Raw genomic sequence first — 21328 nt, 5'->3', positions numbered from 1 at the left:
CCCGGGCCTCCGCCCGGAAGCGAAGTTATCCACAGGTTGGTCCACAGATGTGGGCTGTTGTGGACAGCACGGCCGTGAACGCAGGGTTTCCCCTGTCTTGAGCGCGGTGGGAGGCGTGCCGCCACGATGCGATCTAGGCTTCGGCCAGCGTTCCCGTCCGACCGCACCACGAGGAGATGTCTTGTCCCCACGCTCTCGTACCCGTCGGCTCAGCGCCGGCCTGGCCGTCGTGGCCCTGGCTTTCGCCGGCGTCGGTACTGCCGCGGCCCACGCCGCGCCCGTTTCCCCCTTCGCCCAGGCCGCGGCCGAGCCGGGCATCCTGATGAACTACGTGGTCAACACCAAGCCGGTGCCGATCCACGTCGACCGGACCGAGCAGGCGATCGAGGCCGCCGGTGGCACCGTCGTCAAGTCGTACGGCGACCTGGGCGTGGTCATCGCGCAGTCGACCAGCCCGACCTTCCGCGCCGACGTGAGGCTCGGCAAGAACGGCAACAGTGTCCAGAGCGTCGGTGCCACCCGCACCGCCGCTGTCTCGGAGGGCCCGGTCGGCGCGGCCGCGAAGCCCGCCGCCGCCAAGGGGCTGAAGGCCAACGAGTCCGTCCCGGCGCTCGACCCGCGTGAGGGCGAGCAGTGGGACATGGCGCAGATCAAGGCCGACAAGGCACACGAGCAGAGCGACGGCAGCAGCCGCGTCCTGGTCGGCATCAACGACTCCGGCGTGGACGACACCCACCCGGACCTGGCGCCGAACTTCGACGCCGGCAACTCGGTCAACTGCGTCGACAACGGCGTCGCGGACACCACTCCCGGTGGCTGGCGCCCGACCACCAGCGACCACGGCACCCACGTGGCCGGCACCGTCGCCTCCGCCCGCAACGGCGTCGGCATCGTCGGAGTCGCGCCGGGCGTCCGGATCGCCTCGGTGAAGGTCGTGAACGACGACGGCTACATCTACCCGGAGTACGCGATCTGCGGGTTCGTCTGGGCCGCCGAGCACAAGATGGACGTCACGAACCACAGCTACTTCATCGACCCGTGGGAGTTCTGGTGCAAGGACGACGCCGACCAGGGCGCCGTCCAGGAGGCCGTCCGCCGCGCCGTCGCGTTCGCCACCAGCAAGGGCAGCCTCGCGGTTGCCGCCGCCGGTAACTCGAGCTACGACCTGGCCAACAAGACGACCGACAGCGCCAGCCCGAACGACGGCACCCCCGCCACCCGGCCGATCAACAACGACTGCCTCGACATCCCGACCGAGCTTCCGGGTGTCGTCACCGTCGCCAGCACCACCCGCGCCGGAGTTCGCAGCAACTTCTCCAACTACGGTCTGAACAAGATCGACGTCGCGGCGCCGGGCAGCAGCATCCTGTCCACCATCCCCGGTGGCGGATACGGCCTGAAGAGCGGTACGTCGATGGCGTCGCCGCACGTGGCCGGCGTGGCCGCGCTGATCAAGTCGAACCGTCCGTGGCTGAAGCCGGCCGAGATCGAGAAGGCGCTGCGGGTCGACGCCGACGACCAGGCCTGCCCGGCCGTCGTGGACGCCCGCTGCACCGGCACCACCGCGAACAACTCCTTCTTCGGTGAAGGTCTCGTCGACGCGCTGGACGGCGTCAAGCGCTGGTGATGCCGCGGTCCACCCTCGACTGAGGGTCCGCACAGACAGAGAGAGGGGATCCCCCGCCCGGGATCCCCTCTCTCCTTGTCTCTGCTCCTAGAACATCAGCGCGCGCGCCGGGTCCTCCAGGATGCTCGCGACGTCGGCGAGGAAGGTGGAGCCCTTCTCGCCGTCGATCAGCCGATGGTCGAACGACAGTGCCAGCGTGGTGATCCAGCGCGGCACGATCTGGTCGTCCACCACCCACGGCTGCTTGCGGACCGCGCCGAAGGCGAGGATCGCGGATTCGCCGGGGTTGATGATCGGCGTACCGGCGTCGATGCCGAAGACACCGACGTTGGTGATCGTGAACGACCCACCGGCCTGGTCTGCCGGGGAGGTCCTGCCCTCGCGGGCCGTGGCGACCAGGCCGTTCAGGGCGCCGGCCAGCTCGGGCAGGGTGAGCGCGTCGGCCGACTTGATGTTCGGCACGATCAGCCCGCGCGGAGTGGCCGCGGCGATACCGAGGTTGACCGAGCCCTTGAGCACGATCTCCTGGTTCGCCTCGTCCCAGGTGGAGTTGATGATCGGCGTCCGCCGGGCCGCCAGGGTGACCGCCTTCGCGACGATCAGCAACGGCGAGACCCGCAGGTCCTTGAACGCCTTGTCCTTCTTCAGCCGCTCGACCAGCTCCATCGTGGCGCTGACGTCGACGGTGATCCACTCGGTCACGTGCGGCGCGGTGAACGCACTGTTCACCATCGCCTGAGCCATCACCTTGACGACACCCTTGATCGGAATCCGGGTGTCACCCTGCGCGCTCACCACCGGAGCAGCAGCAACTGCTGCCGCCGCGGGTGCCGAGGTGTGGTTCTCCACGTCGGCGCGGGTGATGATGCCGCCCGGACCGGTCGCGGTCACCTGACCTAGATCAATCCCCAGATCCTTGGCCAGCTTCCGCACCGGCGGCTTGGCCAGCACATGCACACTCGCCTCGTTGCCTCCGGCAACCTCGGCCGGAGCCGGGGTAAGAGCAGGAGCAGCCGCTGCGGCTACTGCGGGGGCGGCCTGAGCCGCGGCCGCGGGGGCCGGCGAGGCCAGGCCTTCGGCCGGCCCGCCTGAAGCTACCCCGCTCGTGGCCAGCCCGCCTGCGGCCGGCGCCCCGCCCTTGCGTGGCCGACGCTTCGCCTCGGTCGTCTTCGGCCCATAACCGACCAGTACCGCGGTGCGCCCGCCAGGAGCGGCGCCACCGATCTTGCCTGGCTCGATCGCCTCGTCCTCGTCCGGGATGGACGGGATCAGGTCGGCGGCCGCGCCGTCGTCGGCGGTCTGCACCGAGATGATCGGCGTACCGACGTCGACGGTCTCGCCCTCGGGGACGAGCAGCTCGGCGACCACGCCCGCGAACGGGACCGGCAGCTCGACCAGCGACTTCGCGGTCTCGATCTCGACCACCGTGTCGTTCAGCTTGACCGTGTCGCCGACCTTGACCTTCCAGCTGACGATCTCGGCCTCGACCAGGCCTTCTCCCACGTCGGGGAGGCGGAACTGCTGGATGCCCATCAGTACCCCATCACCCGGTCGACGGCGTCCAGCACCCGGTCCAGGTCGGGCAGGTACTCCTCCTCCATCCGCGACGGCGGATAGGGAGTGTCGAAGCCCGTGACCCGCAGTACCGGCGCCTCGAGGTGGTAGAAGCACTCCTCGGTCACCCGCGCGGCGAGCTCCGAGCCCGGGCCGAGCGACAGCGGCGCCTCGTGGACGACGACCGCGCGACGGGTCTTCTTGACCGACGCGAAGATCGTCGCCAGGTCCAGCGGCGCGATCGAGCGCAGGTCGACGACCTCCAGGTTGCGGCCGTCCTCGAGCGCCGCCTCGGCCGCCTGCAGACAGGTCTTCACCATCGGGCCGTAGCAGAACAGCGTCGCGTCGGCGCCCTCGCGGACCACCTTCGCCTTGAACAGCGGGAACGGGTCGGCGTTCTCGTCCAGCTCCGCCTTCTCGTGGTACCGGCGCTTCGGCTCGAAGAACACCACCGGGTCGTCGGTCGCGATCGCCTGCTGGATCATCCAGTACGCGTCGACCGGGTCGCCGCAGGTGACCACCTTGAGACCGGGAACGTGCGCGAACAGCGTCTCCGGCGACTCCGAGTGGTGCTCGACCGCGCCGATGCCGCCACCGAACGGGATCCGGATCACGATCGGCATCCGCAGCTTGCCCATCGACCGGTAGTGCATCTTGGCGACCTGGTTGATGATCTGGTCGTACGCCGGGAAGACGAACCCGTCGAACTGGATCTCGCACACCGGCCGGTAGCCGCGCAGCGCCAGGCCGACCGCGGTCCCGATGATGCCGGACTCGGCCAGCGGGGTGTCGATCACCCGGTCCTCGCCGAAGTCCTTCTGCAGCCCCTCGGTGACCCGGAAGACGCCACCGAGCTTGCCGATGTCCTCACCCATGATCAGGACCTTCGGGTCCTTCTCCATGGCGGCCCGCAGGCCCTGGTTGATGCCCTTGCCCAAGCTGATCTTCGCCATCTTCACCGCTCCCCTTCGAAGGAGGCCGCGTAGGCGTTGTACTGCGCCTGCTGCTCGGCCAGTTGCGGGGTCTTCTCGACGTACGCGTGCTCGAAGAAGTCGGTCATCTTCGGGTCGGGCATCGCCAGGCAGCCCGCGCGCAGGGTGGCGGCGACCTGGTCGGCCTCGGCCTCGATCTGCTCGAAGAACTCGTGCTCGACGCCGATCGAGCGGGCCAGATAGGCCTTCACGCGCTCGATCGGGTCCTTCAGCTTCCAGTACTCCAGGTCCTCCGAGAGCCGGTACTTCGTCGGGTCGTCGGAGGTGGTGTGGGCACCCATCCGGTAGGTGTAGGCCTCGACGAAGGTCGGGCCGCTGCCCTCCCGGGCGCGCTTCAGCGCCTGCTGGGTGACGGCGTACGTCGCGAGCACGTCGTTGCCGTCGACCCGGACGCCGGGGAACCCGAAGCCGGCGGCGCGCTGGTACAGCGGGATCCGGGTCTGCCGGTCGATCGGCTCCGAGATGGCCCACTGGTTGTTCTGGCAGAAGAAGACGACGGGCGCGTTGAAGACCGAGGCGTAGATGAAGGCCTCGTTCACGTCGCCCTGGCTGCTGGCGCCGTCGCCGAAGTACGCGATCGTCGCCTCACCGTTCTCGTCGCCGACCGCGTGGTCGCGCTGCTGACCCATCGCGTACCCGGTCGCGTGCAGCGTCTGGGCGCCGATCACGATCGTGTAGAGGTGGAAGTTGTTGTCGCGCGGGTCCCAGGCGCCCTGGTCGACGCCGCGGAACAGGCCGAGCAGGTTGAGCGGGTCGACCCCCTTGCACCAGGCGACGCCGTGCTCCCGGTACGTCGGGAAGACCATGTCGTTGGTGTTCAGCGCGCGGCCGGAGCCGATCTGGGCGGCTTCCTGGCCGAGCAGGGAGGCCCACAGACCGAGCTCCCCCTGCCGCTGCAGGGCGGTCGCCTCGGTGTCGATCCGGCGGACCATGACCATGTCGCGGTAGAAGCCCTTGATCGCCTCGTCGTCGAGGTCGAACGAGTAGTCCGGGTGCTCGACGCGCTCTCCTTCAGGCGTCAGCAGCTGGACGAACTCGACCTCCTCGACAGGCTGGGCGGGACTGACCGGCGCCTCACCGGGCGCGAACACTTCCGGGGCAAGGCCCGGCACCGACTCACTCACATGCACTCCTCGGGGTTCGAGCGCGGGATCGCCGCGTCCGCAACGTTGCACGGGCCCCGGCCCAGCCAGCCGGGTGAGGCTTCGCAGGCGGGACCGCGTGGATCCAGGTTGATGCAGGGTCGTACACACCGCTGGGCAGCGAACCTCCTCACTGGTACCACTGCCCATCTTGCCGGACACCGTACCCAGCAGGTTGCTGATCCGCTAACTGTCTGGACGCCGACTTGTACGCCGGTACCGAAAGCCGTCTCGTGATGAGACACCAGTCCAGCCACTGGTCATATCCAGGCCGGACTCACGCCTGAATGCCGATGGTGTAACACCGTTGAGCCACAGGTGCGATTTGTGTCACAACCCGGTACCGATCAGGGCACCTGCTCCAGGCGTACCAGTTTGAAGTTGGTCCCCTCCCGGTCGCCGTCACCCGGGGTGTCCTCGCCGTCGTGGACCGCGAGCAGGCCGTGCGGGAAAGACGGGCCGAGCGGCTGCGTGGTGACCGCGGCGCCGTCACTGTGCTGTACGCCGTCCGTCGCCCCGCCGTCGACCACCTCGAAGGCGTCGCGGAACTCCAGGCCCTTCGGAGTGATCCGGAAGGTGGCGAAGGTCGAGTCACCCTGGCTGGACGCGTACAGGGTCTTGCCGGCGCCGCGGTAGGCGATGGTCAGCCCTTCGGCGTCGGCGCTGAGACGCTTGCCCCCGTCGGGCGAGACCGGGCCGGTGGGAGCGCACTCCTCCGTCTCCTCGTCGTACGCCGCCGGCTGACCGAACTCGCGGGTCCTCTCCAGCAGCGCAGGCTTGCCCGCGAGGGGGATCCGCCAGATGCCGACGTCCTCCTGGGCGGCGTACAGGGTGCCGGTCGTGCGGTCGAACACCATGCCCTCGAACTGCGGCCGATCGCCCGGCTCCTCACACGGTGACCAGGTCGATCCGTTCGACAGGGTGAAGGTCGCGGGCAGGTCGAGCTGCTTCACGAGCTGGTAGCTGACCGTGCCCGCACGGCCGGCCACCAGGCGGAACAGCGCGATCCGGCTCTCGCTGCGCCGGCTGACGGCGACGTAGGCCTGACCGCCGACGTTGATCGCAGCCACGCCGTACGCCGTCCGCTGCTCCTCGACCTCCGCACTGTTCTTACTGAAGACAAGAGGAGCGACAGGACTGGTGATGTCACGGACCCCACGCTCGTTCACCGAGTACACCCGCAGCTTGTCCAGCCCGCGATCGGTCACCACCGCCAGATCGCGTCGCTGCCCACCGAGCGTCACGCCGGCCACCACGTCGACGTTGTTGAACCGCCCACCCGCCGGTACCCGGACCTTCTGCACCTCTTCACCATTCAGCCCGAAGACGGTGAGCCCACCCTCCTTCAAGGTCCCCAGCACCAAGCTCGCACCCGGCCGCCGCGTGTTCACCCAGATCGCGGGATCGTCGGCGTTGGCGTCCCCACCCGCCGCGTCGTCCCAGTTGACCGCCGTCTCCCCCGCGGCCCGGACGACCCCGAGACCGCGATGCGCGGAGGGCGAGTCTGTCGCTCCCGCCGGTGCCGACCGGTCAGAGGCCGGCGCCGCGCCCGCAGTCCCGCGATGGCCGGAGGCCGAGCTCGCCACCGACGGCGTGGCTCGCTGTACCTCTTCTTTCTGCGCCGAGGCCGAAGGTGAGGCGGTGACCGTCAGAGCAGCAGCCGTCAACACGACGACGAGTGGGATGCGCATGGGGTCAGCATCGGCGCCGGGCATGACCAGCACCCGACCACCAGATGAAAAGTCTCTTGTCCACCCCACCCCAGCAGGTCTAGTGTCAGCATCGTTCATGCATTTCACCCATGACACGGAGAGGACCAGCGCATGGCCGCCGCGCCCGTAGTACTGCCCGAGGCCGCCACCAAGCCGGCCTCCGCGGCGATGATCTGGTCGGCGCTCGCGGTGGTCTACGTCGTCTGGGGCTCCACCTACCTCGGCATCCGGGTCGTCGTCGACGCGCGGATCCCGCCGATGCTCGGCATGTCCGCGCGCTTCCTCGTCGCCGCCGTCCTGCTGGCCGCCTTCCTCGCCCTGCGCTCGGGCACCAGCCGGCTCCGCGTCACCCGCCGCGAACTCCTCGGCGCCGGCGTCGTCGGTCTCCTGCTACTTGCTTTCGGCAACGGCGCGGTCGCGATCGCCGAGCAGACCGTCCCCTCCGGCCTGGCCGCGCTCCTGATCGCCGCCGTACCGCTGTGGCTGATGCTGCTCCGCGTCGGCAGCGGCGAGCGCCCTCGGCCGCTCACCTGGCTCGGCGTCCTGATCGGGTTCGGCGGCGCCGCACTGCTCGCCCTCTCCGGCGGCGACACCACCGCGAAGCCGCTCTCGGTCGCGATCCTGGTCGCCGGCACGATCAGCTGGGCGGTCGGCTCCCGCTACTCCCCGCGCCTCGGCCTGCCGAGGGATCCCCTGGTCGCCACTCTGTACGAGATGGCGATCGGTGGCGCCGCGATGGCCCTGATCGGTGTCCTTCGCGGCGAGCCCGGCCGGCTCCACCTCGACGAGATCCACTCGAGCGGCTGGGTCGCCCTGGCCTACCTGGTCGTCTTCGGCTCGCTGCTCGCGTACTCCGCCTACTCCTACCTGCTCGCCAACGCGCCGATCTCACTGATCGGCACCTACGCCTACGTGAACCCGGTGGTCGCGGTGTTCCTCGGCTGGCTGGTGCTGAGCGAGCAGGTCACCGCCAAGATCCTGATCGGCGGCGCGGTCGTCGTCCTGGGCGTCGCCCTGGTGGTCAGCGCCGAACGCCGCCGTACGGCGTAGCCGGGGGGATCCGCGTCCGCGGACCTCTTCCTGACCGTCCCCCAGAAAGGGAAAGACCCGGGCTCCCATGGGGTGCCCGGGTCTCCCACCGCTGCCGATGCGCGCGGCAGCGGGTCTGTTTTGCCAGGCCGGCGCCATGCCCCGAAAAAACACGGCGCGAAACTCCGGCAATGATGCGTGACAATCCGCCTCGTCATGGTAAAGCCCATTTCGCCGGCCACCGAGCCCGCCGAAAATCTCCATGAAAAGCAGGCAGTACTTCGCCTGCGATCACACAACGAGGAAATCGCCGATCGGTTACGGCCCTGGCGGAAACGAATTGTTTTCACCTCCACCGCCGCGCGAGAGGCTCCGACCGACCGGCAAGTTGCCTGGTCAGGGACACTTCCTGCGGCGGCAACCAACTCATCACTCGGCTGCTATGGGCTACCCCTGCATTCCCGCCTGAACCAAAAATTCGGCAAAGAATTCTGTAACCCGCCCCATCACCCGTCGTTACCCACTAAGACGAATCCGTCATACCCGAAAGGAAACCTCGCATAATGCAGGTAACACGCAAGATCGCCGCCGCTGCGGCAGTGGCGACCGTTGCTACGCTGGGCCTTGCCACCGTCGTCAGCGCGAACATGATCGACGACACCACCAAGGGCGCCAACGCCGCCGATGCTTCGGCGCTGACGGGCTACGCCAAGGGCGGCAAGCACTGGTACTGGGTCAAGGGCAACGGCGGCCTGGTTGCGGTGGACAACACCAACCTCGGCCCGTTCCAGGCCTGCCACAACAACGTTCCGGTCAACGCGGTGGGTGGCCAGGTGCCCGTCTCCGACGTCACCGGCATCGTCGGCATCTTCTCGAGCGGCAACCAGGCCACCGCAGTCAAGACCTGCGAGCTGGACTCGAAGACCAACTCGAGCAAGTGGTACCGGGTTGGCGACGACGGCCTCGTGTCCGTCTCCAACACCAACGTCGGCCCGTTCCAGGCCTGCCACAACAACATCCCGGTCAACGCCGTGGGTGGTCAGGTCCCGATCAGCGACATCGCTGCGCTGCTCGGCCTCGGTTCGCACCACAACTCGGTCGACACGCTGAAGACCTGCGAGCTCGAGTCCTCCGCCAACTGACCTCCCTCCCTGGTCTGTGATGCGGGACACCGGACGGATCGCCTCGGTGGGGTGATCAACCGGTAGCACTACCTTGAAGCGGCATCGGGAAGTAAGCCTCACTCCTTCCCGGTGCCGCTTCTCTGGCTCTCAGCAGTTCTGTGTACGACACTCGCCCGGCCCCCGTCCCAGCGGGGGCCGGGCGAGTGCGTGCCGACTGGCTCAACCAGCCCAGATCAGCTGGGCAGCTCGCGGAGATCGAGCACACTGCCGGTCGGGTACTGCGCGGCGATGACCGCCCACAGCCCGGCCGCCGCCTCCTCCGGTGTGGTCAGTCCGCCGGAGCGCTTCAGCTCACGAAACCGCTCGACGGCAGGGAAGTCCTGCTCGTCCACGGCCCGGATCTCACCCTGCATCGCCGTGTCCACCACTCCCGGCGCCACCGCGACCACCCGGCACCCCTTCACCGAACCGCCGCTTTCCTTGCCCTCGGCAACCTCTTCGAGCCCGACCGTGCGAACCCAGTGCTCGACGGCCGCCTTGCCCGCGTTGTACGCCGACCATCCTGGGTACGCCTTGGACGCGGCGCCCGACGACAGCATCACCAGGTGCTTCTCGCAGTCCAGCCGAGCGGTCGCCCGCAGAAACGCCCGACCGAGCACCTGCGGCGCCGCCGAGTTCAGCAGCACCGCCTGCGTATAGGCGGCGGGATCCACCGTCGCGGCCGGCCCGATCGGGACCACCGTGCCGGCGTTGTGCACGAAGATCACCCGCTCGCCGTCGAACCCGGCCAGCTCCGCGACGAAGTGCTCCTCGACCCGCTGCCAGTCCGCCGGATCGGCCAGGTCCGCCGCGAAGTGCTCGACCACTCCACCCCTCCGGGACAGGTCGATCACCCGCGCCTCGGCGTACGGCGTACTGGCGGCGAGCGCCGCACCGATCCCGGACGAGGCGCCCGAGATCCAGATCAGGTTTCTCACCGGCGCCAGGCGCACGCGATCGTCAGGAACAGGTCGTTGGCCTCGCGCTCGCCGATCGTCACCCGGGCGCCCTCACCCGGGAACGGCCGGACCGAGACGCCTTCGGCCTGGACCGCCTCGGCGAAGGCGAGAGTCTCGTCGCCGAGCGGCATCCAGACGAAGTTCGCGTGCGTCTCGGGCACCTCCCAGCCGGCCGCGCGGAGTTCGCCGACCACCCGGGTCCGCTCGGCCACCAGGTCCTCGACCCGGCCCAGCAGTTCCTGCTCGGCCCGCAGCGACGCGATCGCGGCGGCCTGGGCGATCTCGCTGACGCCGAACGGCAGCGCGCACTTGCGGATCGCGGCGATCACCGGCGGATGCGCGATCGCGTAGCCGATCCGGAAGCCGGCCAGCCCGTAGGCCTTCGAGAAGGTGCGCAGGACGACGACGTTCGGCCGGTCCCGGTACATCTCGACGCAGTCGGGCGTCTCCGGCTCCCGGACGAACTCGCGGTAGGCCTCGTCCAGCACGACCAGCACGTTGCGCGGTACGGCGTCCAGGAACGCGATCAGCTCTTCGCGCCGGACCGCCGGGCCGGTCGGGTTGTTCGGCGTACAGACCAGGACGACGCGGGTCCGCTCGGTGATGGCGGCCTCCATCGCCTTGAGGTCGTGCCGCGCGTCCTCGGTCAGCGGGACCCGGACGGAGGTCGCACCGGTCAGCTGGACCGCGATCGGGTACGCCTCGAACGAACGCCAGGCATAGACGACCTCGTCGCCCTCACCACAGGTGGCCTGCATGAGGTGGTAGAGCACGGCGACCGAGCCCGTCCCGACGGCCAGATCCGAGACCGGTACGCCGAACCGCTCCGACAGCGCCTCGAGCAGTGGCAACGCACCCATGTCGGGGTAGCGGTTCATGTTCGCGGCGGCCTCGGTGGCGGCAGCGAGCACGCCCGGCAGCGGCGGATACGGGTTCTCGTTGCTGGACAGCTTGAACGTCGGGCGGCCGTCGGTGCGCTCCGGCGGCTTGCCCGGCTTGTAAGCCGCGACATCATCCAGCACGGAACGGAACCGGACCTCATCCTGAGGGGTCGTCATGCCCGCAGGCTAGCTCCAACGTCGCCGGCTTAGAACCCCATGGCATCGCACTGGACAAATTGCGCAGTGCCTACCGGCCGGTGCCGTCAGCCAGGCATCAAAATGGCCGGGCAACCCGCTCATTCGTCCAGCAAACTCGCTGAACGTTGGGCAGGCGCCCGGCCGACACCTGGCCGTACCGGCGGTTTGGACTAGCCGGGCAGAACGACCTCGCCCCCGGCGACGCCGGCGGGAGCAAGGTCGAAATCGAGGGGGTTGGTCATGCAGCGCGCGGACCCGCCACCCTTGTGGAACTCCGACAGGTCCAGGACGACGACCCGCAGGCCGAGGCCGGTCATGATCTCCCGCAGCCGCGGCGAGCAGGCCGGCATGATGATCGTCTCGTGCACCACCAGCGAGTTGCCGCTGAACGCGAACGCCTCCTCGTCGGTGAGCACGATCGGGTCCGGCACGATCCCGAACAGCTCGGCCTGGCTGGCCTGGTCGAGAGCCGGCGGGTAGACCATCGCGTGGGTGCTGTCGACCGGGCAGAACGGCAGGTCGAGGTGGTACATGCCTTCGTGCTGGATGCGCAGGCCGCGGACCCGTACGTTCCACTCCGTTGCCAGGTGCTTGAGCGCGTCGGCCTCGGTCCGCGGGCCGTAGCCAACCACCAGGCTGTCGCCGAAGACGAAGGCGTCACCGGACTCGAAGTGCGGTCCGACACCGTCGCCGCCGGTCCGCTTCAGCTCGAAGTCCTGCGCCGTGAACCACTCGGCCGCGGTCAGCGACTCCTTGCGGCGCGGCTCGAACCGCATGTGCGACAGCATCGCCTTGCCCTGCGCGGTGGCCAGACCGAGGTTCATCGCGTAGACCATGTCCGGCGAGTCCTCGCGCTGGGCCAGCACCTCGACCTCACCGCCGGCGTCGACGATCGCCTGCCGCAGCGAGTCCCACTGCTTGAGGGACAGTTCAGGGTCGGGCTGATCCTGGGTCGACATGTACGGATTGATCACGTAGTCGATCCGGAAATGATCCGGCCGGACCATCAGATAGCGGTGACCCCACCCCAGCGGCTGACCCATGTATCCACCTCTTGCGCTCGGACCGGATTGACCGATCCCCTGATTGTCCGACAATCAGTCAGTGTGCAGGGTTGCCTTAATCGCGTCAATACGACCTCGGTCACTGCCGCCGGCGCGGCTCAGCCGGTGGCGTAGATGATGTCCAGCGAGGCCGGATTCCAGCCGTTGCCGGTGATCCACTCCAGCGCCTCTTTCTTGCCGTCCGGACCGAAGACGGAGATCTTGAGCGAGATCGCCTCGGGGTTCGTGGGGTCCGACTTGGAGGCCTCGTAGGTCGCCTTGAAGTCCGGCCCGATGTAGGGCAACTGCTGGAGCACCGGGTACTTCGCCGCCAGCCGGCGCTGGATCTCGTCGTACCGCCGGCCCGCCTCGGCCTCGGTCTCGAGCTCCTGCTCCGGGTTGTTCCTGCCCCACTCGACCCCGACCGGCCCGTTGGCGTAGAGGTAGACCGTCGCCGAGACCGGGTCCTTGCCGCGCACGGTGAACGTCTGGCTGTAGGTCTGGAAGCCCTCGCGGGTGCCGACCAGCGTGTGCGTCCCGGGCCGGACGTCGACCTTGCCGTTGGCGGCGATCGGCTGCCCGTCCAGCGTGAGGGTGAGGTCGTTGGGGATCGACTTCACGGTCAGCTCCGCCTTCGGGTCGTGCCGCCAGATCAGGAAACCCCCGACCAGCACGACCACCATCAGCAGGGACACCGCGCCGATCACCAGCGTCCGCCGGCCGTCCTCCTCCATCTTCTGCTCCCTACTTCTTCAGCCGGGCGACGGCGAACTGCTTGGACTTGCCGACGTTGTAGGCGTAGCCCGCCTCCGGGACATGGTCCCCCAGCGAGCCGGCGACCGAGTTGTACTTGCCGTACGAGCCGACGAACATGTAGGTGTGGCCGGTGCCAATGAAGATGTCCCCGGGTTGCAGCTGGGCGATGGTGATCTCGTCGAACACGTCGTACTTGCCGGAGGTCCGCAGATAGGTGTCCTGGACCCCGGTGGAGACCATCGGGTACTCCGGGTCGGCTCCGCTCATCCGCATCACGGTGGCCACGAACCGGCCGCAGTCGCTCCACACCTCGTACCCGTTGGTGCTGTTGTACTTCGGCAGTGCCGCCTGGAAGGCGGGCGTCGCGTCGCTCTTGTTCTTCCCGTGCCCGCCTTCGGGCCAGGCCAGCGACATCGCGACCGCAGCGATGTTGCCGCTGCCGGCCGCGCAGCCGGTCGCCGGGCCCGAGCCGGGGTTGCCGGCCGGCGCCGCGCCGCCGCCGAACGTGGTGAACACCTGCCGCGCGGTCGCCTGGCGGCGCGCGTACTCCGGGTCGTTGTCGTTGAGCGTGAAGATCTCGTAGTCATGGGCGAAGATGTAGGCGGCGTCGTCGACCGTCTTGGCCGCCTTCATCTTCCGGCCGACCGCAGGCAGCGCGACCGGTCCGGTGCCGTCGAGCTGGCGGACCAGGAAGTTGAGCTGGTGCTCGAGGGTCTCGATCGTCTCGAAGCTGGCACCCGCCGCCCGGGACGGGTTGATCATCTTGCTGGCCGGATACCACTGGACGATTCCCCAGGCCTTGTTGCCCAGCCCCGCCGCCGTCGCGGCCGGCGTCTTGACCCCTGAGGTGGTGCCGTTGAGCCGCATGGGCTCGACGCTCGACTCGTGGATCATGTTGCCGACGATGCCGGCGGCCTGCTCCTTGCTGTAGCCGGAGGAGACCAGGAAGTTGAACGCCTTCTCCTGGTTGCTGCCGCCGACCAGGGGGCCGCCCGCGCCGCCGCAGCCACAGCCGCTGCCACCCGCCGTACCGGCGGTGCTGCCGCCGGCGAAGAGCGGGGCCGGGTCGGCCTGCTTGAGCGCGCCGCCACTGTCGCCCTGGGCCCAGACCTCGAAGTGCAGGTGGGCGCCGCTCTTGCCCGGCGCGGACTCGTTGCCTTCGCCCGACAGCCCGATCACCTGGCCGCGGGTGACCTCGTCACCCCGGTTGACCATCTTCTCCTGGAAGAACTGGTACCAGGTCTCCAGACCCTCACCGTGCTCGATCTTGATCCAGTCGCCGCTGACCGACTTCACCTTGCCGGCCTCGACGGCGTACACCTTGCTGCCCTTGTCGACGACGAAGTCCATCCCCTTGTGCTTCTCGTCGCCGTCGTCGTCCCAGCCCTGGTCGGGCGCGGTCTTGTCGGTCGGCCAGGCCATCGACGACTCGCTCGGCGCGCTCGGCGAACAGGCCGCGGCACTGTCCATCCCGCTCACCACGCCGACCAGCATCGCGATCACCAGCAGCAGTGGAAGGAGCAAGATGAGCATGACGCTACCGACGACCGGCATCGCCTTGCTGTCACCCACGGTGCTCTCCTTGCTCGAGGGGCGGCCACTGCGTCAAAGACTGCCCGAAAACCAGGTCATTATGTCGAGAGTTATCCACAGGTTGGCGTCCGACCGGTCCTCCGGACCGTGCCGGACGCGACAACGGCCCCTGACTGGACGAGAATCGATCCATGTACGAACGGCTGCGGGTTGACCGCTCGACCACGGTGGACCGGGTCGTCGACGCGCTCCGGGCCGCCCTCTTCGCCGGCGATCTCGAACCGGGTACCCCGTTGCGAGAGCAACCGCTGGCCGAGGCGCTCGGGGTGGCCCGCAGTACGGTCCGGGAAGCCATGACGATGCTGGTCACCGAGGGCCTCGCGGTCCGCGAACCGAACAAGGGCGTCAGCGTCGCGATCCTGCACCCGGCCGCGGTGGCCGACATCTGCCGGGCCCGGTTCGTGCTCGAGTCGGCCGGGATCAGGGCCTGGTTCGACGCCGACGAGACCGCGCGGGAGCGGGTCCGGGCCGCGATGCGCACCTTCGCGGCGACCGCCAAGGAAGGTGCCGACCCCGAGGCGATGACCGAGACGCATCTCGCGATCCACCACAGCCTGGTCGCGCTCACCGGCAGTGAACGCCTCACCGCCACCGCCGACTCGATCACCGGCGAGGCCAGACTCGCGCTCGCCCGGGTGGACGCGCTGCGCCAGGACGCCAAGCAGCAGGTCGCCTCGCACCGCAAGCTGGTCCGCCTGCTGGAGAAGGGCGACCTGGACGAGTGCGTCGAAGAGCTCCGCCGGCACCTGGCCGGCGCCGAGGAATCCCTGCTCGAGGCCATCGCCACCCCCTCCTCCTGACTCACCCCTGCTCGGACGCAGCCGGCGCCGGCCCGGATCCACTTCCGGCGTGGTGGGCTTGCGGTGAACAGCGGGGTGGCAGGATCGGGGTATGAAGAACTTGATCATCAAGCTGCTGGCCAACGCGGTGGCACTGGCGGTGGCCAGCTGGGTCGTCAGTGGAATCACCCTGCAGGGTGCGACCACCGGCCGCCGGGTGCTGGCGCTGCTGATCGTGGCCGCTATCTTCGGGGCGGTGAACGCGGTGGTGAAGCCGATCGCGAAGCTGATCTCGCTGCCGTTCATCATCCTCACGCTGGGTCTGCTGATCTTCGTGATCAACGCGCTGATGCTGCTGCTGACGTCGTGGATCACCGACAAGCTGGACGTCCAGTTCCACGTCGACGGCTTCGGGGCCGCGCTGCTCGGGTCGCTGGTCATCACCCTGGTCGGGATGCTGCTGAACGTGGTCCTGCCGGACAAGGCCGAGATCCGGTGATCCTGCCGTGAGGCATGTCGAAGTGGTCTGCACCGGCAACATCTGCCGGTCCCCGGTCGGCGAGGTGGTGCTGCGCGCCAAGCTCGCCGAGGCGGGGATCGAGGACGTCGTGGTGACGAGCTCCGGTACCGACGACTGGCACAGCGGCGACCCGATGGACTCCCGCGCCGCGGCCGCTCTTGCCCGCCGTGGGTACGACGGAAGCGCGCACCGCGCCCAGGAGTTCCGCGGCAGCTGGTGGCTCGAGCGCGATCTCGTGCTGGCGATGGACTCCGGGCACCTGACGGCTCTGCGGCGACGCGGCGGCAGCGACACCGCCGTACCGATCGAGCTGTTCGCCGGCGACGACGTACCGGATCCGTACTACGGCGAGGACGCCGGCTTCGACGACGTACTGGACCAGATAGAGAAAGCGGCCGACCTCTGGGTCGGCCGCCTCTCGACGTAACTCGCGGTGCTGCCTGCTACTTGGTCTGCCCGATGTCGCTGAGCAGCTCGGTGAACCACTCCACGCTCGGGTCGAACTCCTTGCCACCGGCGATCCGCGGGAACTCGATCGCGCGCAGTTCGTCACCGCGCTCCTCGTCGTGGCCGACCACGCCGCTCTCGCCGCGCAGGGCCGCGTCGACGGCGTAGTCGGTGCACTGCTTGATCAGCGCGAGGTCGGCGTCGTTCGCGGCGGCCGAGCGGCTGAAGTAGCCGCTCTTCTGCACCATCGTCTTCTCCGCGCCGATCCGCTCGGCGAACTGCTTGGCGAACCAGGCGCCCGGGTTGATCGTGTCGAGTTTGACGTGCCCGAACGGGTCCCGCGGCACCTCCTCGCCGCGCGCCTCCAGCTCGGCCACGATCGACGGTACGCCGGCGCCCTCGGACAGGAAGATCGTGACGCAGTCGTTCTCGTCCATCACCGCCCGCAGCCGCTCGGCCTCGGCGTCCAGGTCGATGGTTGCCTCAGGCACGTAAACCGCGTGTACGTCCCAGCCGCCGGCGTCCAGGCCGATGCCCGGGTTCCACTCCTGCGCGGTGACCCACTTGCGGTACTCCGCCGCGGTGGCCGCGGTCAGCCAGCCGCAGTTGCGGCCCATCACCTCGTGGACGACGAGCATCCGCGGGTTCGAGCTGTGCTCGGCGATCACGTTGCGGGCGAACAGCGCGCCCTGCTCGGCCGCGGTCCAGGCACCCAGGCTCTGCTTGATCGGGATCACGTCGTTGTCGATCGTCTTCGGCAGGCCGACCACGGTCAGGTCGTAGTCGTGCTCCAGCAGGTACGCCGCCAGGTCGGCCGCGGTGGTGTTGGTGTCGTCACCGCCGATGGTGTGCAGGACGTCGACGCCGTCGGCGACCAGCCGCTCGGCCGCCACCTGCAGCGCGTTCTGACCGTCGGCGATCAGGCCACGCTTGACCAGGTCGGCGGCGTTGGTCAGCTTCACCCGGCTGTTGCCGATCGGGCTGCCGCCGAACTTGTGCAGCAGACCAGCCTTGGCCCGGACCTCCGGGGTGATCTCGAGGTGCCGGCCGCTGAGCAGACCGTGGTACCCGTTCAGGTAGGCGATGATCTCCACGTCGGGCGCAACTTCGCTGTAGCGCTCGATCAGCCCGCCGACGGCGGACGACAGGCAGGGCGCGAGCCCACCCGCGGTGAGAAGGGCAACTCTGCGGACAGACTTGTCGGCAGCCATGGGTCAGGGTCCTTCCGAAGGTCACTGAAGTCAGCCTCAGCGTAGTGATGCAGACCACTTCCGATGCTGGTTGGGTTCCGATGGACCCGAATCAGAGACCAAAGTCTCTGCCGGCGACCCGACACTGGGGAGATGACTCTGCAGCTCCGCGGCATCTCCTACGTCCCTGCTGCCACCACTCACGCGGTACGGCGTGATCTGCGGGCCATTGCCGAGCAGCTGCACTGCACGACGGTGATGCTGATCGACACGGACACCGAGCGGCAGGTAGCGGCGGCGGAGTACGCGCTCGAACTGGGGCTCGACGTCTATCTCCGGCCGTACCTCGCCGACCGGCCACGAGCCGAGCTGCTCGCCCAGCTGAGCCGGACCGCGGTCGCGGCCGAGGAACTGCGCAGGCGCCACCCCGGCAGAGTCACCCTGCTGCTCGGCAGCGAGTTCTCCCTGACCTCGCGGGGCATGCTCCCGGGACGATGGCTCTTCCTGCGCGTTCAGGTACTCATCCGCTGGCGGCGCTTCTTCGACCGCCGGATCACGCGGAAGCTCAACGTGTTGCTGCGCTCGGCGCTGGCCACCGCCCGGGGGCAGTTCCACGGTCCGATCACGTACGCCGCCGGCTACTGGGAGCAGGTCGACTGGTCCGGTTTCGACCTCGTCGGGGTCAATCTCTACCGGTTCGGCAACGACCCCGCCGCGTACGCCGCGCGGCTGGACCGGTTGGTGGCCGAGACAACCAAGCCGGTGGTCGTCACCGAGTTCGGCTGCGGCTCGTTCGCCGGCGCCGATCAGCGGGGACCCGGTTCCTTCCTGGCCGTGAACTGGTTCGCGAACCCACCGACGATCAAGCCCGGACACGTCCGCGACGAGGCGACCCAGGCGGCGTACCTGGCAGAGTTGATCACCCTGTACGCCGCCCGCGGCGTGCACGGCTGCTTCGTCTTCACCTTCTCGATGGCCGACTTCCCGCACAGCGCCGACCCGCTCCTCGATCTCGACCTGGCCGGCTTCGGCGTGGTCCGGATCTCCGCCGACGACCCTGGGCACTGGCTGCCGAAACAGGCTTTCGCCGAGGTGGCTCGGCTGTACTCCGGCTCCGGCTCCGGCTCCGGGACGGAGACGGCCGGACGAGACGCCGGATGTCGGGAGTGATCAGCGGGTTCTCAGCGGATTCTCAAACAGAACGCCTATCGTCGGATGGCGGAGCTCGTTCGGGCTCCACTGGACGACTGTGGGCGAGCGGGAGCGCGAGATGCGGGTACTGGTGGTGGACGACGACCGGGCGGTCCGGGACTCGTTGCGCCGTTCGCTGGAGTTCAACGACTTCGAGGTGGTGACCGCCTCGGACGGCGCCGAGGCGCTCGCGGTGATCGGCAACGTCGATCCCGACGTGGTCGTGATGGACGTGATGATGCCCCGGCTGGACGGGCTGGAGACCACCAAGGCGTTGCGTGCCGCGGGCAACAACGTGCCGATCCTGGTGCTGACCGCGCGGGACGCCGTCGCCGACCGGGTCGACGGCCTGGACGCCGGCGGTGACGACTACCTGACCAAGCCGTTCGCGCTGGAGGAGCTGCTGGCCCGTCTGCGCGCGCTGCTCCGCCGCAGTACGACGCCGGGCGAGGGCGGCACCCGCGGCGAGGTCCTCCAGTACGCCGATCTGGTGGTCGACGTGGACGCCCACGAGGTGCACCGCGGTACGACGCCGATCCCGTTGACCAGGACCGAGTTCTCGCTGCTGGAGCTGCTGATCCGCAACCCCCGCCGGGTGCTCGAGCGCGCGGTGATCCTGGACGCCGTCTGGGGCTACGACTTCCCGACCACGGCGAACTCGCTCGAGGTCTACATCGGCTACCTCCGCCGCAAGACCGAGGTCGACGGGCTGCCCCGCCTGATCCACACCGTCCGCGGAATCGGCTATGTCCTCAGGGACACCCCGCCGTGACCACGCAACCCCCACCCGGCGACTTCCCTCGGTACACGGGTCCGTCGGACGAGGAAACCCTCGAGCTGGGCCCGAGCCACAACCGCCCGGCACCCCGGCGAGACCCGGGCCCGGGCGCACCGATCCCCCCGCAGGCCTCGCCCCGTCCGGCCGCACCGAGCGTCCCGCCGTCGGGCATTCCCCGATCGAGCGCTCCGCGGCCGGGCACTCCCCAGCCAGGCACGCACCAGCCAGGCACCCCGCAGCCAGGCACTTCGCAGCCGGCGAACGGGAACCGGGTCACCGCGACCGCTGAGCGGACCCAGGACTGGTGGCAGGACAAGCTCCACCAGCTGAGTCTGCACGCCCGGGTGACCCTGCTCGCCGCCGTCGCCGTCGGCCTGGCCGTGGCGTTCGTCAGCATCGGCGCGTACGTGACCGTGCGGCAGCAGATGTACCGCAACCTCGACGACAGCCTGCAGGACCGCGCGGTACAGGCCGCGAACAACAAGGTGCTGACGAACTACGTCAACCTGCGGGACGTGCCGTCCGAGGCCCTCGGACTCAGCGACATCCAGATCGGCGTCTACCTGGAGTCCGGCGAGAAGCTCGGCGCCAAGGAGAGCCCGCTGCCACCGATGGGCGCCACCGAGCTGGCAGTCGCTCGCGGTCAGGCGCCCGACGGCATCAGCATCGAGACGGTCGGCGTGCCCAACCGGTCGCACTACCGGGTGGTCGCGGTGCAGACCAACTTCTGTCCGCGGGACGACGGCAAGTTCTGCGGTGACACGGTCTCGACGATCCCCGCCGCCCTGGTGGTCGCGCAGTCGCTCAAACCGATCGACCGGACGCTGCACAACCTCGGGATCGTGCTGTGGGCGATCGGCCTGCTGGGAGTCATCGGCGCGGCGCTGGCCGGCAACGCGATCGCGCAGTCCGGGCTCCGGCCGCTGGCGCGGTTGACCGGAGCAGCAGAACACATCGCCCGGACCGAGGATCTGAAGCCGATCCCGGTGACGGGCTCGGACGAGATCACCCGGCTGGCGGTGGCGTTCAACGCGATGCTGGCCGCCCTGGCGCGGTCACAGGATCGGCAGCGCCGGCTGGTCGGCGACGCCGGGCACGAGTTGCGGACACCGTTGACCAGCATCCGCACCAACCTGGATCTGCTCGCGCAGGCCGACAAACGCGGCGGGCTGCGGCCGGAGGACCGGCAGCAACTGCTCGACGACGTCCGGGCCCAGATGGACGAGCTGACCACCCTGATCGGCGACCTGACCGAGCTGGCCCGCGACACCCCGCAGGTTCGCGACGCCGAGCTGATCGAGATGTCGAACGTGGTCGAGGACGCGCTGATCAAGGTCCGCCGGCGGGCCTCGGTGATCGAGTGGGACGTGCAGTTGTCGCCGTTCCCCGTCTGGGGGGACGAGCGGCTGCTCGGCCGGGCGGTGACGAACCTGCTCGACAACGCGGCGAAGTACAGCATGCCGGACGGCGCCGCGGCGCACGTGCCCGAGGGAGAGCCACTCGGGCGGGTCACCGTGCGGCTGCTGGACGGCGTACTGACGGTGACCGACAGCGGGCCGGGGATCGCCGAGGCGGACCTGCCACACGTCTTCGAGCGGTTCTACCGCTCGAGCGAGGCGCGCAGCCGGCCGGGATCCGGACTGGGGCTGGCGATCGTGAAACATGCGGCGGAGCAGCACGGCGGCATGATCTACGCCCGCAACGCCCCCGAGGGCGGCGCGCAGTTCACGCTCTGGCTGCCGCACGCGGCCACGCAGTCCCGCTGACCTGCCGC

Annotated in this window: 19 protein-coding genes; 9 read left to right on the top strand and 10 right to left on the bottom strand. The window is 69.1% G+C overall.

All coding sequences use genetic code 11. From position 1 onward, the window contains the following. Positions 1-181: 181 nt before the first annotated feature. A complete protein-coding gene (locus OX958_RS02725) occupies positions 182-1627 on the top strand; it encodes a S8 family serine peptidase (RefSeq protein WP_270135494.1) in 1446 nt (481 codons plus the stop codon). A gap of 87 nt (positions 1628-1714) precedes the next feature. Here the strand turns inward: OX958_RS02725 and OX958_RS02720 are convergent, their stop codons facing one another. The 4 genes from OX958_RS02720 to OX958_RS02705 form a co-directional block, all read right to left on the bottom strand. Beyond that, positions 1715-3160 carry a dihydrolipoamide acetyltransferase family protein gene (locus OX958_RS02720; protein ID WP_270135493.1) on the bottom strand — a complete coding sequence of 482 codons (1446 nt, stop codon included), beginning with the start codon at positions 3158-3160 and terminating at the stop codon, positions 1715-1717. Further along, positions 3160-4134: an alpha-ketoacid dehydrogenase subunit beta gene (locus tag OX958_RS02715; protein ID WP_270135492.1), complete on the bottom strand. Its 975-nt coding sequence runs from the start codon at positions 4132-4134 to the stop codon at positions 3160-3162. The genes OX958_RS02720 and OX958_RS02715 overlap by 1 nt, the downstream gene beginning before the upstream one ends. Before the next feature lie 2 nt (positions 4135-4136). Then, positions 4137-5297 (bottom strand): pyruvate dehydrogenase (acetyl-transferring) E1 component subunit alpha, encoded by a 1161-nt coding sequence (pdhA, locus tag OX958_RS02710; protein WP_270135491.1) that lies wholly within the window; start codon positions 5295-5297, stop codon positions 4137-4139. A gap of 365 nt (positions 5298-5662) precedes the next feature. After that, positions 5663-7006 (bottom strand): phytase, encoded by a 1344-nt coding sequence (locus OX958_RS02705; RefSeq protein ID WP_270135489.1) that lies wholly within the window; start codon positions 7004-7006, stop codon positions 5663-5665. Between the two features lie 132 nt (positions 7007-7138). Between OX958_RS02705 and OX958_RS02700 the strand changes: the two genes are divergently transcribed. Together OX958_RS02700 and OX958_RS02695 are read left to right on the top strand one after the other, a co-directional pair. Then, a complete protein-coding gene (locus OX958_RS02700) occupies positions 7139-8077 on the top strand; it encodes an EamA family transporter (protein ID WP_270135488.1) in 939 nt (312 codons plus the stop codon). Positions 8078-8619: 542 nt separating this feature from the next. Continuing rightward, on the top strand, positions 8620-9198 hold the full coding sequence (locus OX958_RS02695) for a hypothetical protein (RefSeq protein ID WP_270135487.1): 579 nt from the start codon (positions 8620-8622) through the stop codon (positions 9196-9198). Positions 9199-9413: 215 nt separating this feature from the next. Here OX958_RS02695 and OX958_RS02690 read toward each other — a convergent pair whose 3' ends face one another. From OX958_RS02690 to OX958_RS02670, 5 genes are all read right to left on the bottom strand, one after another. After that, positions 9414-10157, bottom strand: coding sequence for an SDR family NAD(P)-dependent oxidoreductase (locus tag OX958_RS02690; protein WP_270135485.1), 744 nt, complete (start codon positions 10155-10157; stop codon positions 9414-9416). Further along, a complete protein-coding gene (gene hisC / locus OX958_RS02685) occupies positions 10154-11236 on the bottom strand; it encodes a histidinol-phosphate transaminase (protein WP_270135484.1) in 1083 nt (360 codons plus the stop codon). The genes OX958_RS02690 and hisC overlap by 4 nt, the downstream gene beginning before the upstream one ends. A gap of 191 nt (positions 11237-11427) precedes the next feature. Beyond that, the gene (locus OX958_RS02680; protein WP_270135483.1) at positions 11428-12300 is read right to left on the bottom strand and encodes a dimethylarginine dimethylaminohydrolase family protein; all 873 of its coding nucleotides are present in this window, start codon (positions 12298-12300) and stop codon (positions 11428-11430) included. A 119-nt stretch (positions 12301-12419) separates the two neighbouring features. Then, positions 12420-13034, bottom strand: coding sequence for a PEGA domain-containing protein (locus OX958_RS02675; protein ID WP_270135482.1), 615 nt, complete (start codon positions 13032-13034; stop codon positions 12420-12422). 10 nt (positions 13035-13044) lie between these two features. Further along, positions 13045-14628 (bottom strand): phage tail tip lysozyme, encoded by a 1584-nt coding sequence (locus OX958_RS02670; RefSeq protein ID WP_270135481.1) that lies wholly within the window; start codon positions 14626-14628, stop codon positions 13045-13047. 152 nt (positions 14629-14780) lie between these two features. Here OX958_RS02670 and OX958_RS02665 point away from each other — a divergent pair, with 152 nt between their 5' ends. From OX958_RS02665 to OX958_RS02655, 3 genes are all read left to right on the top strand, one after another. Next, complete coding sequence (locus OX958_RS02665) at positions 14781-15449, top strand: GntR family transcriptional regulator (protein ID WP_270135480.1); 669 nt, start codon at positions 14781-14783, stop codon at positions 15447-15449. A gap of 91 nt (positions 15450-15540) precedes the next feature. Continuing rightward, a complete protein-coding gene (locus OX958_RS02660; RefSeq protein ID WP_270135478.1) occupies positions 15541-15927 on the top strand; it encodes a phage holin family protein in 387 nt (128 codons plus the stop codon). 7 nt (positions 15928-15934) lie between these two features. Further along, complete coding sequence (locus OX958_RS02655) at positions 15935-16375, top strand: low molecular weight protein-tyrosine-phosphatase (RefSeq protein WP_270135477.1); 441 nt, start codon at positions 15935-15937, stop codon at positions 16373-16375. Positions 16376-16391: 16 nt separating this feature from the next. On the opposite strand, the gene OX958_RS02650 is transcribed toward OX958_RS02655, so the two are convergent. Beyond that, positions 16392-17606 (bottom strand): pyrophosphate--fructose-6-phosphate 1-phosphotransferase, encoded by a 1215-nt coding sequence (locus tag OX958_RS02650; RefSeq protein WP_270135476.1) that lies wholly within the window; start codon positions 17604-17606, stop codon positions 16392-16394. A 132-nt stretch (positions 17607-17738) separates the two neighbouring features. On the opposite strand from OX958_RS02650, the gene OX958_RS02645 reads away from it, so the two are divergent. The 3 genes from OX958_RS02645 (at position 17739) to OX958_RS02635 (ending at position 21320) form a co-directional block, all read left to right on the top strand. After that, positions 17739-18755 carry a hypothetical protein gene (locus tag OX958_RS02645; protein WP_270135475.1) on the top strand — a complete coding sequence of 339 codons (1017 nt, stop codon included), beginning with the start codon at positions 17739-17741 and terminating at the stop codon, positions 18753-18755. A 100-nt stretch (positions 18756-18855) separates the two neighbouring features. Then, a complete protein-coding gene (locus OX958_RS02640) occupies positions 18856-19548 on the top strand; it encodes a response regulator transcription factor (protein ID WP_270135474.1) in 693 nt (230 codons plus the stop codon). Further along, the gene (locus OX958_RS02635) at positions 19545-21320 is read left to right on the top strand and encodes an ATP-binding protein (RefSeq protein ID WP_270135473.1); all 1776 of its coding nucleotides are present in this window, start codon (positions 19545-19547) and stop codon (positions 21318-21320) included. The genes OX958_RS02640 and OX958_RS02635 overlap by 4 nt, the downstream gene beginning before the upstream one ends. Positions 21321-21328: the final 8 nt, after the last annotated feature.

It is taken from the genome of Kribbella sp. CA-293567, assembly GCF_027627575.1.
Classification (GTDB): domain Bacteria; phylum Actinomycetota; class Actinomycetes; order Propionibacteriales; family Kribbellaceae; genus Kribbella.
Note: the sequence above shows the minus strand (reverse complement) of the source record. Positions and strands in the feature narration are given on the sequence as shown.